The organism is Chryseobacterium oleae, assembly GCF_900115055.1.
Classification (GTDB): domain Bacteria; phylum Bacteroidota; class Bacteroidia; order Flavobacteriales; family Weeksellaceae; genus Chryseobacterium; species Chryseobacterium oleae.
In genome coordinates this window covers 1363838-1377850 of the sequence record NZ_FOVD01000001.1, presented here as the reverse complement: position 1 = coordinate 1377850, position 14013 = coordinate 1363838, and the positions used below count along the sequence as shown (strand labels likewise).

Genomic DNA, 14013 nt, shown 5'->3' with positions numbered 1-14013 from the left:
CCATGAGGTCTATTTAAATAAAAATCAATAAATTTGTAGATAATTTTTTTGATGGATACAATACAAAAAGAAAAAAATATTGCCTTGATCAAGGATGTTTTAAGAAATTACCTGCTAGAAAAGGGTTTCAGAAACACACCTGAACGATATACGATATTAGAAGAGATTTATAATATGGATCATCACTTCAATGTGGATGATCTGTATCTCCTTATGATGCAGAAGAAATATCATGTTTCAAAAGCTACTATTTACAACACTATTGAAATTTTCCTTGATGCGGGATTGATCCGTAAGCATCAGTTTGGAGAAAAAACATTGACCTCTTCATCTTATGAGAAGTCTTATTTTGACAAGCAGCATGACCATTTGGTGATCTACAAAAAAGGCTCTGATAAAGAAATTGAAGAAATCATCGAATTCTGCGATCCGAGAATCCAGGGAATAAAAGAAGCAATTGAAGAAGCATTTGGCGTAAATATTGATTCGCATTCGCTGTATTTCTATGGTACTAAGAATGATTAATCAATGAGAATAATCCTTTTTCTGTTAATTTTTATTTCTGCGTTCAGTTCCGCACAGGACAATAAAACGACGCAGGTGGATCCTTATGTTCAAAATAAAGGGAAAGCTTCTCCGGTAGTACGCCCTGAAGATAAGGTGAAAATCATCCACTCCGATGAATTTAATAAAGACACCAAGTACGAAGGAAACCAATATTTGGTAGGTCATGTTCAGATAGAGCATCAGGGATCTATTCTTTTTGCAGATGAGGTTATTCTTTATAACGATCAGAGTATTGTAAAAGCCATTGGTAATGCTAAGTTACAGAATGCAGACGGTTCCGTAATTACGGCCCATGAAATGGAATACAACGGAGCTACCCAGAAAGGGGTCGCCAGAAAAGATGTTGTTCTTACCGATCCTAAACAGACGATTAAAACAGATATCCTTTATTACGACAAACTTGCCAATCAAGCTTATTTCAATACAGGAGGGACAATCAGTGACGCACAAAATGTGATGTACACGAAATCAGCAACCTATTTCCTCGATACCAAAATGATCGATTTTGTTGGGAATGTAAAAATAGACAGTCCTGATTATATCATTGAAGGTCCCAATATCAAACAGAACCAGAATACAAAAGTAGCTGAGTTCTTTGGGCCGACTACGATCACCAACCGCGCGAATCCTAAAAACAGAATCTACACCGAAAGAGGAACCTATAGAATGGAGACTAAGGAAGCTTTCCTTAACAAAAACTCCAAGATCTTTTATAACGACAAGATCCTGACTGGTGATGATATGTATTTTAACAATATCACAGGTTTCGGGAAAGCAACCGGAAATGTTACGCTGGATGATCCCAAAGAAAGAAGATACATCAAAGGAGGATATGGAGAAGTTTTCCAAAAAAAAGATTCAGCCATGATGACCAAAAGTCCTTATGCTGTTAAGATCATGGAAAAAGATTCTATTTATTTTGCAGCTGAAAAAATTCTTTCTTACCAACGACCGGATTCAGCGGATATTACCATTAAGAAAAGCTTTTTAAGAGCCTACAAAAAAGGACGTATCTACAAATCCAATGCGCAGGGAAGAGCAGATTCCATCGCTTTCAATGAAACAGACGGGATCATGCATATGTACACCAATCCAATTCTCTGGAGCGGTGAAAAGCAGGTAACCGGAGACAAAGTAGAAGCCTATTTCAATACAAAAACTGAAAATATAGATTCACTGAAAGTAATCGGAAATGCCTTTGCCATCAGTAAAGTGGATTCATTGAACCTTAAAGATGAATTCAATCAGGTGAAAGGAAAATTCATGACCGTTTATTATCAGAATAACGAGATCAAAGAAGCGAGGGTAGTTGGGAATGCCCAATCTATCGCTTATGTAGACGATGTGGATCAGGAAACCAAACAGCCGCAAAGAATAGGAATTACCCTTTCTACCTGCGGGATTATCGGAGCTTTATTTGAAGAAACCGGACTGCAGATTATATCGTGTAGCATAGGAGCCAATTCTGATACCTATCCCATGAGTATGATAGAACCGGACAAAAGAAAGTTCTCCGACTTCAACTGGAATACCAAAGACCGGATCAGAAAATGGCAGGACATCCTGGTAGACAGTCCCAATTATGAGGAAATTAAATATACTTCTGATAATGAGCTGTTTAATAAAGCTCAGGAGGCTGTAGATAAAGAGAGAGCCAAAGAAGAAGCCAAAAAGCCAAAACGCGTACGTAAATAAGAAACTATTTCAACGAAAAACAATAAATCACCATTTTTGAATAAAAAATGGTGATTATTTTTTACGCAAAAAGTGGAATTATTTTCAAAATCTAGTAAAACTATAGACTTTTATTCCAAAAGTAAGCATAGAGACCACTGTCGAAATTCCCTTTAAAATCTAGGTTTTTAATCATTGTTTGTATTATTAACATTAATTTTTTACTAAGGTTGTTCTTTGAATACTAATATTTTATAAATTTAATACACCTAGAATGATAAAAAAATTTAAAAATGAAAATCAACTATTTCCTCTTGGTCCCTATGCTTTGCTTTATAGGGATTAACGCACAGGTTGGGATTGCAAAAGCACCCGGTTTTCAACCTGACGAAAGAACACTTCTGCATGTAAAACAAGACAACAATGCAGCGCGGATGCCCAGGTCCAACACAGCAGCAGTTCTGCCAACCTCTGCTATCGGTACCACAGGAAACGGTACCCAAAGTTCCATTATCTTCAACAGAGAAACCGGAAGTATTGTACAAAATGATGGTACAACCTGGAAAATTTCAGATCCCATTGTGACGACCTTGAAGAACAACAAAATGGCACGTTTTATAAGAAGTGCTGCCATCACTGCAGATTGCGGAACCTGCGGATTGGGATGCGGAGGCGTCAACCGGCTTTGTCCACAGGCCGGAGGAGCAGTGGATGTTCCTTTTACAAGTGTGAGCCCAAGTTATAATGATATTACAGCAGATGTCTCGCTTGCCGCTGCTACCAGTAACGTCATTAATATCAAAACAAAAGGATTGTATAAAATCTCCTTTAAAAGTGGTGCCATTGATGTGAAGACACCTGCTCTCTGCGTAGGGGTAACCATTAATCTATACTCAAAGGTTGATCTGGAAACAAGTACAGCGGCCGCTCCCGCTACCTGGAGGCCTATTACAAACAATTCGACAAGCTCTACAAGCGGTGCACTGTCTTTAGGAAGTTTATCACCCGGATCTATTGATGTAGGACAGTCATTGGTTCTTACGTATATAGGAAGTTTTGAAGCTGGGGATAATTTACGTCTCAGGTTTTATGGTAACCAGAACATTGGAACAGGTGTTTGTACTGGTATTATTGGAGGGAATGTATTGTCTTTTTCAATGAATACCACAGGTAATGCAGTGTCAGAAATTATTGTCGAAAAAATAAATATGCAATAAGATGAAAAAGATCCTATTAATTGTAGTGCTTTTATTTCAATATAGCATAAACGCACAGGTAGTGATTGGCGACAATATAGTCAGCAATCAGAATATAGTAAAAGTAAAGGATGGAACAAAAGGAGTCATACTTCCATATTCCACGACCTATACTGCTTTTCCCAAATATGACGCTGCATCATCAGATCTCTTTAGCGATTATCCCAATCTTGTAGGTGGTCTTATCTACAATAAAGCTGATGACCAATATTACAAGTATGACGGTTTTGCCTGGAATCCTGCAAGACAAATACAGGGAATTTTTCAGCCTAAAGGTTCAAGATTGGGTATTTCTTCAGGAATTACCATTCCATGTTTAGCTTTCGGTCTTGGAATATGTCTTTCTCTGGGGGCTCCGGTTTATCTTGCCCCGGACAATAAAAGCCAGGTGCTTGTAGATAATCTGCTTCTGAAAAATGCAAGCTCAGTGACGGTGAAACAAAACGGAATGTACGATATAGCCGCAGCTCTTGGTTTCACAGGAGGCAGTGTGGGTGCTCAATTGGGAGTTACCGAATTTAAATTGACACTACAGGTAAAATATACGCCGGCTTCAGACTGGGAAACCATCGTTACCAAAACAAACTACTCTCTGGTATTTATCATCGATACCCAGGGAAGTAAAACATCCAGTTTTGCACAGACCGTATCCTTACCTGCCGGTGCTGAACTGAGAGTTGTTCCTACCATAACAACTGTTGGAGGTTCAGGAGGATCTCTATCTGCTTACGGGACGGACAGCAATTCTATAAACTCATATATCGGAGCACGTTTAATTAAAGCATACTAACCATGAAAAAATATATATTCTGCCTGTTCATGTTTTCATTAACGATGTACAGCGCACAGGTCAATTTCACCAATATACCCAATCCTGATTCCAATGCGAATGGTAATGATCAGGTGATGATGTATATCACGAATACAAGTGAAACGACAGGGGTCAAAGGTTTTGGATTACCGGCTGTCGAAACCCCTACAGATCTGCCTAACACAGGTATAAACGCACCTGCAACGAGAATAGAAGCTTTGCGTGGAATGCTTCTGTTTGTAAAAAGTACAGGCGAGGTCATGGTATTTGACGGGCTCGTTTGGAGTAAAGCTTTTGAAATAGAATCTGATAATGTTTCCAGATTTGCAATAAATCCAGTCAATACCAGTTCAGGTTCCGTGATGCTTCCCATCAGTTCTTTGATTGATAAACCTAATTTTTTAGCAGATCCGTTAAAACTTAAAACCAATACGGCCACAACAGGCGCAGATCTGAACAGGCTTTATATACGCCAGAGCGGATTGTACAGAGTGAATGTAAACCTGAATTTTACAGGAGCAGCAGGCGCATTCAGCAGCAGATTAGGAGCAAGTTTATATGTCAACGATGCCAAGAGATTTCAGCTTTTGGAAAACACAGTGAATTTCGATGGGACAATTCGGAAAATCAGCTTAGATTTCTCAGTGTACATCGTTCAGGGGCAGTACATCACTCTGGAAGCGATTTCTGAACTTGGAGGTACAACCGCCTATAACGTCATTAACAACAGTTTTGTTACGGTGGAAAAAGTACTTTAAATCAACCTTCTACTTTTTATTATTTATATTGAATTGCCCTTGAGATCATCAGGGGTGATTTTTTTTATTCCCTGCAGATAATTTCTACATGTGCCGAATCTTTTTTAGCTTTGCTGAAAATTTCGCGACAATGGAGATGCACAAGGACTTTTTTATATATCAGGCACAGACTACAAAATTTGCAGCAGGTTTTGAAGTTGAAAAAGCAGAAGGAAGCTATATCTACGGAACAGATGGAAAAAGATATCTGGACTTTGTAGCCGGCGTTTCTGCGAATACTTTGGGACACTCACATCCTAAAGTAGTGCAAGCTATCAAAGAACAGGCAGACAAATATCTGCACGTCATGGTGTACGGAGAATATGCACAGGAAAAACCGATCGCATTGTGTAAACTCTTGGCAGAATCTACGCCCGATCCTTTGGAAATCACTTATCTGGTGAATAGTGGAGCAGAAGCTATTGACGGAAGTCTGAAACTGGCCAAACGGTATACAGGAAGAGAAGAAATCGTTTCCTTTAAAAACTCATACCACGGAAATACACACGGAGCTTTGAGTGTATCAGGAAATGAAACCCATAAAAGAGAATTCCGCCCATTATTGCCAATGGTCAGCTTTATTGAATTCAATAATGAAAATGACCTTGATCAGATTACAGAGAAAACAGCGTGTGTGATTCTGGAAACCATTCAGGGAGCAGCGGGATTTTTAGTTCCGGAAGGAGATTATCTGATGAAGCTTAAAAAAAGATGTGAAGAAGTAGGTGCCCTTCTTATCCTTGATGAAATTCAACCCGGATTCGGTAGAACCGGAAAATTATTCTCTTTCGAGCATTTCGGAATTGTTCCGGATATTCTCGTTATGGGAAAAGGAATGGGAGGCGGAGTGCCAGTGGGTGCTTTTATGAGTTCGAAAGAAATTATGGAAACCCTGTCACATTCGCCTAAATTAGGACATATTACAACGTTTGGAGGAAACCCATTGATTGCAGCAGCCAGCCATGCTACTTTGAAAGAAGTTCTGGAAAGCGGACTGATGGAAGTAACGACTGAAAAAGAAAAATTGTTCAGAGAACTTCTGGTCCATCCAAAGATTAAAAATATTAATGGAATGGGGCTGATGCTGGCCGTTAATCTGGGAACCCCTGAATACACCCTTGCCGTTGCTAAAAAATGCATGGAAAAGGGTCTTATTGTCTTCTGGCAGCTCTATAGAAATGAGTATATGAGAATCTCTCCGCCACTTACGATTTCATCAGACGAAATCAGACAGGGATGCCAGATCATTCTGGATGTTCTGAACGAAGAATAAATGATACAGTCTCTCCACACCGGAGAGATTTTTTTATGCATCACATGGCATTTTTTATGCTGAAAATCATATTCAATAGCGTTTTAAAACCAGTGATAAATATCATGAAGATTCTTTAAAAAAGTAATTGCTTTTTTGTGTAATAAAAAAATTAATTTATATATTGCGGGACGATAAAAACAAAGATTATATGGCGAAACATAAAGTCCATTACGAATTTCCAATGCATTGTTTATCAGAGATTTTATACGAATATCTGGCAACAGCGGAGGGGTTATCTGAATGGTTTGCGGATGAGGTTACAGAGAAAGGCGATGATTTCTTTTTTAGCTGGGGCGGAGGACCTGCCGAAAAGGCCACTTTGATTAGATATAAGCCGGAAGGTTTCGTACGTTTCAGATGGGAAGAAGATGAGGGGACTAAAAATTTCTTTGAAATGACTATCACAATAGACGATATTACAGAAGATCTGGCTCTGAATATTACAGATTTCTGCGAAGAAGGTTCTGAAGAAGAGAATGCATTGTACTGGGAAAACCTGATAGAAAACCTTAGAATAAAATTAGGTGCGGCATAAGCCGGGCGCTATTAAATGGTAAAACTGATGAACGATTTATCGTTCATTATTTTTTTATAAATAAATCACATCAAAAATTGGAAAATCAATATTTTACATCAGACGGATTAAATGTAAAGAATAGAGCGTTCCTTTTGGGCGACGCAGTGAAGGTTTCTTTCTTCGTAAGAAACGGAGGACTGATCATGGATGAAGAGTGCTATTTCTTCCTGATGGCTTCCATGAGAAAGATGAGAATGAACATTCCGCTTACCTATACGCTGGAGTTTTTTCAGACCCTTTTTCATAAAGATGTTATCGCTGGTAAAGGAATTAAAAACGGAATTATCAATTTTCAGGTTTTCAGGAATAATGATGCTGTAACGGTTTCAAAATCTTCAGTGTCCTATTTTTATGAAGTGACGGAATCGGATGATGTCCTTGCCGTTCATCAGAGGCCTCTGGAAATGGACCTTACCAAGGAAATCAATGTCAACAATAATTTATTAAGCAACATCAGGGTTCACTCCCCGGAAAATATTTACGGAGGCATTTATGCAGAGGAAAATGATCTGGACGATGTGATTCTGCTTAATCCCAATAAAAGAATTGCACGTACCACTTCAGGAAATCTCTTGTTTCTGGAAGGCAATGTGATCAAAGTTCCAAAGCAGTCTGAAGGTGCATACATTTCTCCCCTGATGGAAAATTTCGTCACTTTCCTGCATAAAAATAACCTTGCGGATATTCAGGAACATGAAATTATTGCTTTTGAATCACAAAAAGCCGAAGAGATTTTAATGATCTCCGACGAGAAAGGCATATTTTCTGTAGGTAAAATAAGAAATAAAATGTTTGAAAGCTCCCGTTTTATAGAAATGGTGGAAAGCTGGAAAAATAGTTTTCAATAAATTGACAAACCCGGTAAACAACAAAGTACCCAAGTCCTTTACCGGGTTTTATTCTGAATAGATCAGAAATTGTTTCTTTATTTAGTATTCACGGATGATATCTGTGAATTTTTGTGCGATTTCTTTCTGTCCCTTTTCACTGGTGACATACTCTCTTTCTTTGGTATTATTCATAAAGCCAAGCTCTACCAGAACCGCAGGTGCTTTCGTCTCTCTCAGCATGTGGAGATTGCGTTCCTCGATTTTAGCAACATCAAATTTCTTTGAAATTTTTTCAGCAAGTTTTTTTGAATTTTCTGTATTCTGAATATATACCTCAGTTCCCTGTTTTGGAGTTTCCTTTTCAGGGTTGCTGTTCATATGAAGAGAAATAACGATCTCCGGATTCAGCTTATTGATCATGGCTGTTCTTTCCTGAAGAGTAGGGTAAGTATCAGAATCTCTGGTGAGAATAACTTCATACTTATCCTGATTTTCATTGAACTTTTTTATCTCTTTTGCGATATTTATGGTAATTTCTTTTTCAGAAACGTTCCCATAAACAGATCCTGTATCATTTCCGCCATGTCCGGCATCGATAACGATGTATTTTTTGTTAATTGGGGTAAATGATAGAAATGAAGCAGAAAAGGCTGATAAAGCAAGTAGTTTAAATCCTCTCATGGTAGTGATTTTTGGTTGTTCAAATAACGTGAATTCTTTCTTTAAAATTGGTTAACATAATCTTAAAGTTTGTTAATGTTTTCACATCTATCAAAAACACATTCAGTTAGTTAAGTGAAATATCTTCAGGAGAGTTAGCCCAAAGCAGATATTCCCCGCCCAGATTCTGCATAATAGATTTCCAAAGCGTTTGGTCATTGGGAAGGGTATAGTCCAGATTGTAGACATCCACCACCGTCCAAAGCTTTCTCTGAACTTCCTCGTCAAGCTGTCCGGCAGCCCATCCTGAATAGCCGGAAAAGATTTTCACATCATTAATGCTTAATTCCTTATTAAGAACTGCACTGATGATGCTTTCAATATCTTCCGTGATATAGAAATCCTTGCTGATCTCAGAATAGATTTCGGTTACCTTCTTTTCTTTAACGATAAAAAAGACTTTATCATTCTCTACAGGCCCGCCGTCATAGACCTCTATTTTGAAGTCAAAAAAGTTTTTGAACTTACTACTCATCTGGCTGTTTTTTTTGTTTAATATCAACCCAAATGCGCCGCTTTCGTTATGCTCAACGATCAGCACCACGGATCTCGAAAAAATATCTCCGGAAATGTCAGGGGTGGAAATTAATATTTTACCTTTGTATGAGTAATTCATACTCAAATTTAATAAAAAATATTTATGGAAAACCTGCACGACAAAAGAAAAGTGTATGAGAAATCCCAACTTATTGAAAGTGAGATAAAACAAAATCCCATTGAACAGTTTAGAGACTGGTTTTTGGACGCCAGTAACAATCCGACAGTCTCTGAAGCCAATGCCATGGCGGTTTCTACTTTAGAAGAAGACGGATGTCCAAGGACGAGAATGGTGCTGCTTAAGGAATATACTTACGAAGGCTTTATTTTCTATACCAACTACGACAGCAAAAAGGGAAAAGCAATAGAAAACAACCACAAAGCGTGTCTTCATTTCTTCTGGCCCAATCTGGAAAGACAGATCATTATCAAAGCTGATCTTGAAAAAATTGCTGAAAACCTCAGTGACGGATATTTCCATTCAAGACCGAAAGGGAGCCAGCTGGGAGCTGCTGTGTCTCCGCAAAGCCATGTAATTCCAAATAAAGAATACCTGGAAGAAAAATTAAAAGAACTCGAAAAACAATACGAAAACAGCGAAGTACCAAGACCAGTCAACTGGGGCGGATATATCGCAAAACCTTACGAAATAGAATTCTGGCAGGGAAGACCCAACCGTCTCCACGACAGGATTATTTATCAGTTAAAGGACCTGGATTGGAAGATTTCACGACTGGCGCCATAGGAATTAGAAGCTAGAGATTAGAAGTTAGAAGGTGGATGTCGGAAAATAGAAATTTTGTGGTCTTTTCTATCATCTATTGGGTCTAATTCGCTATGTCTAAAAAGGTATCATTTAAAATTCAATAGGAGTGGGCTTTAGCCCGCTCTTTTTTATATGGGGCTTTTCAATGTAAAGAAATGTTGAATATAGTTTCTATTTGTAAAAGAGAGATATCATTAATATTCAATAGGAGCGGGCTTTAGCCCGCTTTCAATTTATATACATTTCAGCGGCTTTAGCCAAAACCTAAAATGATAACAAAACATAAAGAATTGGTCAATAATTTCTGCCACTAATGGATGACACTATTTCTGGGTGGCTGAGATCCTCGAAGCCACCTATGCCCACAAAAAAAAGCCGCTTCCTAAGAAACGGCCCTTGAATTTTTTTAATCTGAATGATTATTTTTTCTTAGCACCAGAAACTGCATTAGATAAATCAGCTCCTGCTTTGAATTTAGCAACTTTTTTAGCAGCAATTTTGATCGGTTTTTTAGTTGCAGGGTTGATACCTTGTCTAGCAGCTCTCTCAGCTACTGAGAAAGTACCGAAACCTACTAAAGAAACTTTTCCGTCTTTTTTCTTTAGAGTAGTAGTTACATTACCAATGAATGATTCTAAAGCAGCTTTAGCTGCAACTTTAGTGATTCCTGCATCTTTTGCGATTGCGTCGATTAATTCAGACTTGTTCATAATTTTTAATATTAAAGTTAGTTCGTAATTATAGCAAATATAATACTATTTTCTAATTGTGCAATTATTTTATTAAAAGTTATAAAAAAATTTTGCTTTTCGGTGAAAACAGTTAAAATATGATAATTTGACTTTTCACGTAAAATCTACGTTACGGCTCACTAAAATCATGCCAAATGCTTATGAGTATTGACTTTAGCAAAAAATTAATATTATTTCCTTCATTTATTAAATCCTGAATTTCGTGTAAACTATTAATATTTTTAATGATATGTTTGCATAATTTATAATTAAAGACTTGAAAACTTGTGTAATATAAAATTAAATAGCTGGGTTTGTGGGTGTTTTAAATTGATTTCAAAAGGCGGATTTATTAATTTTTATTAATAAATTTGCAATATGTTAATAGAAGTTTTCAAGTCTAAGATCCATAGGGTAAGGGTTACGGCCTCAGACCTTAATTATATTGGGAGTATAACGATCGACGAAGATCTTATAGAAGCTGCCGGTCTGGTAGTGGGAGAAAGGGTCTATATCGTCAATGTGAACAATGGAGAGCGTTTTGATACCTACGTTATCAAAGGGAAAAGAAAATCCGGAGAAGTATGCCTGAACGGGCCTGCCGCAAGAAAAGTACAACGTGATGATATCATTATTATCATTGCGTACGCGCAGATGACACCCGAAGAAGCTAAAGTCTTCCAGCCGAAGATTGTTTTCCCGGATGAAAAAACAAATCTCCTAACCTGATCCATGGATAAAAAATCAAAGAATCCTTTAAAATCAATACTAACAATAGTAATATCGCTTGCTTTTGCAGGCTTTTTTTTATGGCTTGCCTTAAAAGGTCTTGATTTTAAAGTGATTAAAGCATCTTTGGCGAAAGCCAACTATCTCTGGGTACTCTTTGCGTCTGTATTTGGTATTCTGGCTTACTGGTTCAGAGCCGTTCGCTGGAACCTGATGCTGGAACCCATGGGACACAGGATTTCAAATTCAAACTCACTGTGGTCTATATCTTTCGGGTATCTGATGAATCTTACCATCCCAAGAAGTGGTGAGCTGGCGAGAGCTACCGCTTTATATGGTGTGGAAAAAGTACCGGTTGATAAGTCTTTTGGAACCATCATTCTGGAAAGAGTGGTAGACCTTATATGTATGGTAGGTTTCTTGGGATTAACAGTAATATTCAAGTTTAATGCAATTATCTCATTCTATGAATTTGTTACTGAACAAAAGGAGGAGAAAGATAAATTTGACCCTAACTATATTGAAAGATTATTGATGAAAATAGGGATTAATGATTTTGATTCATTTTATAATTACTTAAAGATTTCAATAGGATTACTAATAATACTAGGATTACTAGTTTTTTATAAATATAAAAAAGAAAAGGTAATCAATTTTGGGAAAGGAATTCTTGAGGGCTTGACTTCTATATTTAAGCTGAAAGAAAAAGGGAAATTCATCCTGTATACATTAGGAATCTGGATTTCTTACTACTTTGCAGCGTACTTAGTATGCTTTGCACTTCCTGAAACTTCCAATTTTACTATTGCAGATGGCTTCTTTATTATTGTGGTCGGCACCTTGGGAATGATTATTCCTGCCAGTGGTGGGATCGGAGCTTTTAATCTGGCGATGAAGTTCGGTTTTATGGCTCTTTTTATTTCAATGGGTAAAAGTGCGGAATTAGGGGGCGAAATGGGACTGACCTATTCGTTTATTTCACTTCCGCTGCAAATCACCATTATGCTGGTCATGGGGCTGATCTCTATTCCGATGCTGGCTAAAGCAAGGGAAAAAGCAGTTTCCGATCAGGAATTTAAAAATTAATTGTAGAAATTTTTTAATCTATAGAAGTCCGGTTTTTTTAGCCGGGCTTTTTTAATGTTGATTTTACGACCACCAACAACCTTATACGTTTCCAAAACCTATAAGGTCTATTTTTCCGCATATCAAATCAAAATACATAGCCGATTTGTTGAAGTTAACATCTTATGTTAAAACCCTATTAAAATTAAACATTTATCCTGGTGATCGCATGCCATTTATTTTTTTATCAATAAATTTGGTCAATTCACAAATCAAATTTATCTTAAACAAAAAATAATTAATAATCTAAAACACTATGGCAATTAATTTACAGAAAGGACAAAAGATCGATATAGGGCTTACAAAAATGACGATAGGACTGGGCTGGGACCCGAATGAAGGGACAGGTCTCGACTTCGATCTGGATGCTTCTGCCATCATGATTGACTCCGACAGAAAATTAATCAATGAGGAATGTTTTGTTTTTTATAATAACCTTCAGTCTCCCGATGGTGCACTGACTCACACAGGAGATGATCCAAGCGGTAAAAACAGTGATGGGGACGATGATGAGGCGATTATTGTAGATCTTGAAAAAGTAGATCCGAAAGCGGAAGAAATACTTTTTGTGGTTACCATTGAAGATTTTGAAAGAAGGAAACAGAACTTCGGGCAGGTGAGAAATTCGTACATCAGAATTGTGGATAACAGCACCAACCAGGAGATCGCAAAATATGAACTGGATGAGGATTTCTCCATCGAAACCGGTGTAGAATTCGGAAGACTGTACAAAAGAAACGGAAGCTGGAAATTTGAAGCCTCAGGAATAGGCTACAGAGCCGACCTTGCTTTCTTCCTTGAGAAATACTACAAAGGACAGATCATTAAATAATTATATTTTCAAATACACAAAACGATAACTATGGCAATTAATTTACAGAAAGGTCAAACGATTGATTTAAGAAAAAATGACCGTGGAGAAAGTGTTTACGATCTTTCAAAAGTAACGATCGGTTTAGGATGGGATGTAAGAAAGCAGGGCGGTTTCTTTGGGAAACTGTTCAGTAAAGAAGCGGAATATGATCTTGATGCCGTTGCATTTCTTTTAGACGGAAACGGTAAAGTAGCCAATCTTGGAAAAACAGTACAGACGAATGACGGAAGACAGATCGCGCTCTATCAGGGTGATGTGGTTTTCTTTAATTCCATGCAGCATCCAAGCGGAAATATATGGCTGACCGGAGACAACAGAACCGGTGCCGGAGATGGTGATGATGAGCAGATCATCGTTAAACTTGACCAGCTGGATGAAAGCTATCAGAAAATATTATTCCTGGTGACCATTTACCAGGGAAAACAAAATAACCAGCATTTCGGAATGATCGAGAATGCCTTTATCAGAGCCGTAGATGCGAAAGGTAAAGAGATTACAAAATACAGTCTTTCCGGTGATTCCAGTATGAATGGCAAATGTGCAATGGTTTTTGCTGAAGCTTACCGTCACAATGGAGACTGGAAGTTCCGTGCTATCGGAGAACCTCACCAGACGGATAACTTTATTGAAATCCTGAAGCAATACGCGTACAGCAATTAAACCTGAATATTTATCAAACTCAAAAGCCGGCTGGGAAGTTTTCA

General features: G+C 37.7%; 16 protein-coding genes. 13 read left to right on the top strand and 3 right to left on the bottom strand.

Annotated elements, in window-relative coordinates; genetic code table 11:
- Positions 1-51 precede the first annotated feature (51 nt).
- The 8 genes from BM143_RS06245 to BM143_RS06210 all read left to right on the top strand — a co-directional run bounded on the left by BM143_RS06245 (position 52) and on the right by BM143_RS06210 (position 7845).
- The gene (locus tag BM143_RS06245; RefSeq protein WP_034731532.1) at positions 52-525 is read left to right on the top strand and encodes a Fur family transcriptional regulator; all 474 of its coding nucleotides are present in this window, start codon (positions 52-54) and stop codon (positions 523-525) included.
- Positions 526-528: 3 nt separating this feature from the next.
- On the top strand, positions 529-2262 hold the full coding sequence (locus tag BM143_RS06240) for an OstA-like protein (protein ID WP_090023703.1): 1734 nt from the start codon (positions 529-531) through the stop codon (positions 2260-2262).
- Positions 2263-2534: 272 nt separating this feature from the next.
- On the top strand, positions 2535-3458 hold the full coding sequence (locus BM143_RS06235) for a hypothetical protein (RefSeq protein WP_139222001.1): 924 nt from the start codon (positions 2535-2537) through the stop codon (positions 3456-3458).
- Between the two features lies 1 nt (position 3459).
- Positions 3460-4287, top strand: a complete 828-nt coding sequence (locus BM143_RS06230; RefSeq protein WP_090023701.1) for a hypothetical protein — start codon at positions 3460-3462, stop codon at positions 4285-4287.
- A 2-nt stretch (positions 4288-4289) separates the two neighbouring features.
- Positions 4290-5066: a hypothetical protein gene (locus tag BM143_RS06225; protein ID WP_090023700.1), complete on the top strand. Its 777-nt coding sequence runs from the start codon at positions 4290-4292 to the stop codon at positions 5064-5066.
- A gap of 136 nt (positions 5067-5202) precedes the next feature.
- Entirely contained in the window at positions 5203-6378 is a 1176-nt protein-coding gene (locus BM143_RS06220; protein WP_090023896.1) for an aspartate aminotransferase family protein, read from the top strand.
- Positions 6379-6568: 190 nt separating this feature from the next.
- Entirely contained in the window at positions 6569-6955 is a 387-nt protein-coding gene (locus BM143_RS06215) for an START-like domain-containing protein (protein WP_034731603.1), read from the top strand.
- 77 nt (positions 6956-7032) lie between these two features.
- Entirely contained in the window at positions 7033-7845 is an 813-nt protein-coding gene (locus BM143_RS06210) for an aminotransferase class IV (RefSeq protein WP_090023699.1), read from the top strand.
- Positions 7846-7926: 81 nt separating this feature from the next.
- Here BM143_RS06210 and BM143_RS06205 read toward each other — a convergent pair whose 3' ends face one another.
- Both BM143_RS06205 and BM143_RS06200 read right to left on the bottom strand, forming a co-directional pair.
- On the bottom strand, positions 7927-8508 hold the full coding sequence (locus BM143_RS06205) for an N-acetylmuramoyl-L-alanine amidase family protein (protein ID WP_090023698.1): 582 nt from the start codon (positions 8506-8508) through the stop codon (positions 7927-7929).
- 106 nt (positions 8509-8614) lie between these two features.
- Entirely contained in the window at positions 8615-9163 is a 549-nt protein-coding gene (locus BM143_RS06200) for a YqgE/AlgH family protein (protein WP_034731547.1), read from the bottom strand.
- Positions 9164-9187: 24 nt separating this feature from the next.
- Here BM143_RS06200 and pdxH point away from each other — a divergent pair, with 24 nt between their 5' ends.
- Entirely contained in the window at positions 9188-9829 is a 642-nt protein-coding gene (pdxH, locus tag BM143_RS06195; protein WP_090023697.1) for a pyridoxamine 5'-phosphate oxidase, read from the top strand.
- A 440-nt stretch (positions 9830-10269) separates the two neighbouring features.
- On the opposite strand, the gene BM143_RS06190 is transcribed toward pdxH, so the two are convergent.
- Complete coding sequence (locus tag BM143_RS06190; protein WP_002976900.1) at positions 10270-10560, bottom strand: HU family DNA-binding protein; 291 nt, start codon at positions 10558-10560, stop codon at positions 10270-10272.
- A 399-nt stretch (positions 10561-10959) separates the two neighbouring features.
- Between BM143_RS06190 and panD the strand changes: the two genes are divergently transcribed.
- From panD to BM143_RS06170, 4 genes are all read left to right on the top strand, one after another.
- Positions 10960-11310, top strand: coding sequence for an aspartate 1-decarboxylase (panD, locus tag BM143_RS06185; protein WP_034706528.1), 351 nt, complete (start codon positions 10960-10962; stop codon positions 11308-11310).
- Between the two features lie 3 nt (positions 11311-11313).
- A complete protein-coding gene (locus tag BM143_RS06180) occupies positions 11314-12396 on the top strand; it encodes a lysylphosphatidylglycerol synthase transmembrane domain-containing protein (RefSeq protein ID WP_090023696.1) in 1083 nt (360 codons plus the stop codon).
- 295 nt (positions 12397-12691) lie between these two features.
- Positions 12692-13267, top strand: a complete 576-nt coding sequence (locus BM143_RS06175; protein ID WP_090023695.1) for a TerD family protein — start codon at positions 12692-12694, stop codon at positions 13265-13267.
- 30 nt (positions 13268-13297) lie between these two features.
- Positions 13298-13969, top strand: a complete 672-nt coding sequence (locus BM143_RS06170) for a TerD family protein (protein WP_034731555.1) — start codon at positions 13298-13300, stop codon at positions 13967-13969.
- Positions 13970-14013 lie beyond the last annotated feature (44 nt).

What these genes read in the sequence shown, in the direction of transcription:
- BM143_RS06225 (WP_090023700.1), top strand. Translation starts at nt 4,290, where the DNA reads ATGAAAAAATATATATTCTGCCTGTTCATGTTTTCATTAACGATGTAC.
- BM143_RS06235 (WP_139222001.1), top strand. Translation starts at nt 2,535, where the DNA reads ATGAAAATCAACTATTTCCTCTTGGTCCCTATGCTTTGCTTTATAGGG.
- pdxH (WP_090023697.1), top strand. Translation starts at nt 9,188, where the DNA reads ATGGAAAACCTGCACGACAAAAGAAAAGTGTATGAGAAATCCCAACTT.
- panD (WP_034706528.1), top strand. Translation starts at nt 10,960, where the DNA reads ATGTTAATAGAAGTTTTCAAGTCTAAGATCCATAGGGTAAGGGTTACG.
- BM143_RS06175 (WP_090023695.1), top strand. Translation starts at nt 12,692, where the DNA reads ATGGCAATTAATTTACAGAAAGGACAAAAGATCGATATAGGGCTTACA.
- BM143_RS06190 (WP_002976900.1), bottom strand. Translation starts at nt 10,560, where the DNA reads ATGAACAAGTCTGAATTAATCGACGCAATCGCAAAAGATGCAGGAATC.
- BM143_RS06230 (WP_090023701.1), top strand. Translation starts at nt 3,460, where the DNA reads ATGAAAAAGATCCTATTAATTGTAGTGCTTTTATTTCAATATAGCATA.
- BM143_RS06245 (WP_034731532.1), top strand. Translation starts at nt 52, where the DNA reads ATGGATACAATACAAAAAGAAAAAAATATTGCCTTGATCAAGGATGTT.
- BM143_RS06200 (WP_034731547.1), bottom strand. Translation starts at nt 9,163, where the DNA reads ATGAATTACTCATACAAAGGTAAAATATTAATTTCCACCCCTGACATT.
- BM143_RS06240 (WP_090023703.1), top strand. Translation starts at nt 529, where the DNA reads ATGAGAATAATCCTTTTTCTGTTAATTTTTATTTCTGCGTTCAGTTCC.
- BM143_RS06180 (WP_090023696.1), top strand. Translation starts at nt 11,314, where the DNA reads ATGGATAAAAAATCAAAGAATCCTTTAAAATCAATACTAACAATAGTA.
- BM143_RS06215 (WP_034731603.1), top strand. Translation starts at nt 6,569, where the DNA reads ATGGCGAAACATAAAGTCCATTACGAATTTCCAATGCATTGTTTATCA.
- BM143_RS06205 (WP_090023698.1), bottom strand. Translation starts at nt 8,508, where the DNA reads ATGAGAGGATTTAAACTACTTGCTTTATCAGCCTTTTCTGCTTCATTT.
- BM143_RS06170 (WP_034731555.1), top strand. Translation starts at nt 13,298, where the DNA reads ATGGCAATTAATTTACAGAAAGGTCAAACGATTGATTTAAGAAAAAAT.
- BM143_RS06220 (WP_090023896.1), top strand. Translation starts at nt 5,203, where the DNA reads ATGCACAAGGACTTTTTTATATATCAGGCACAGACTACAAAATTTGCA.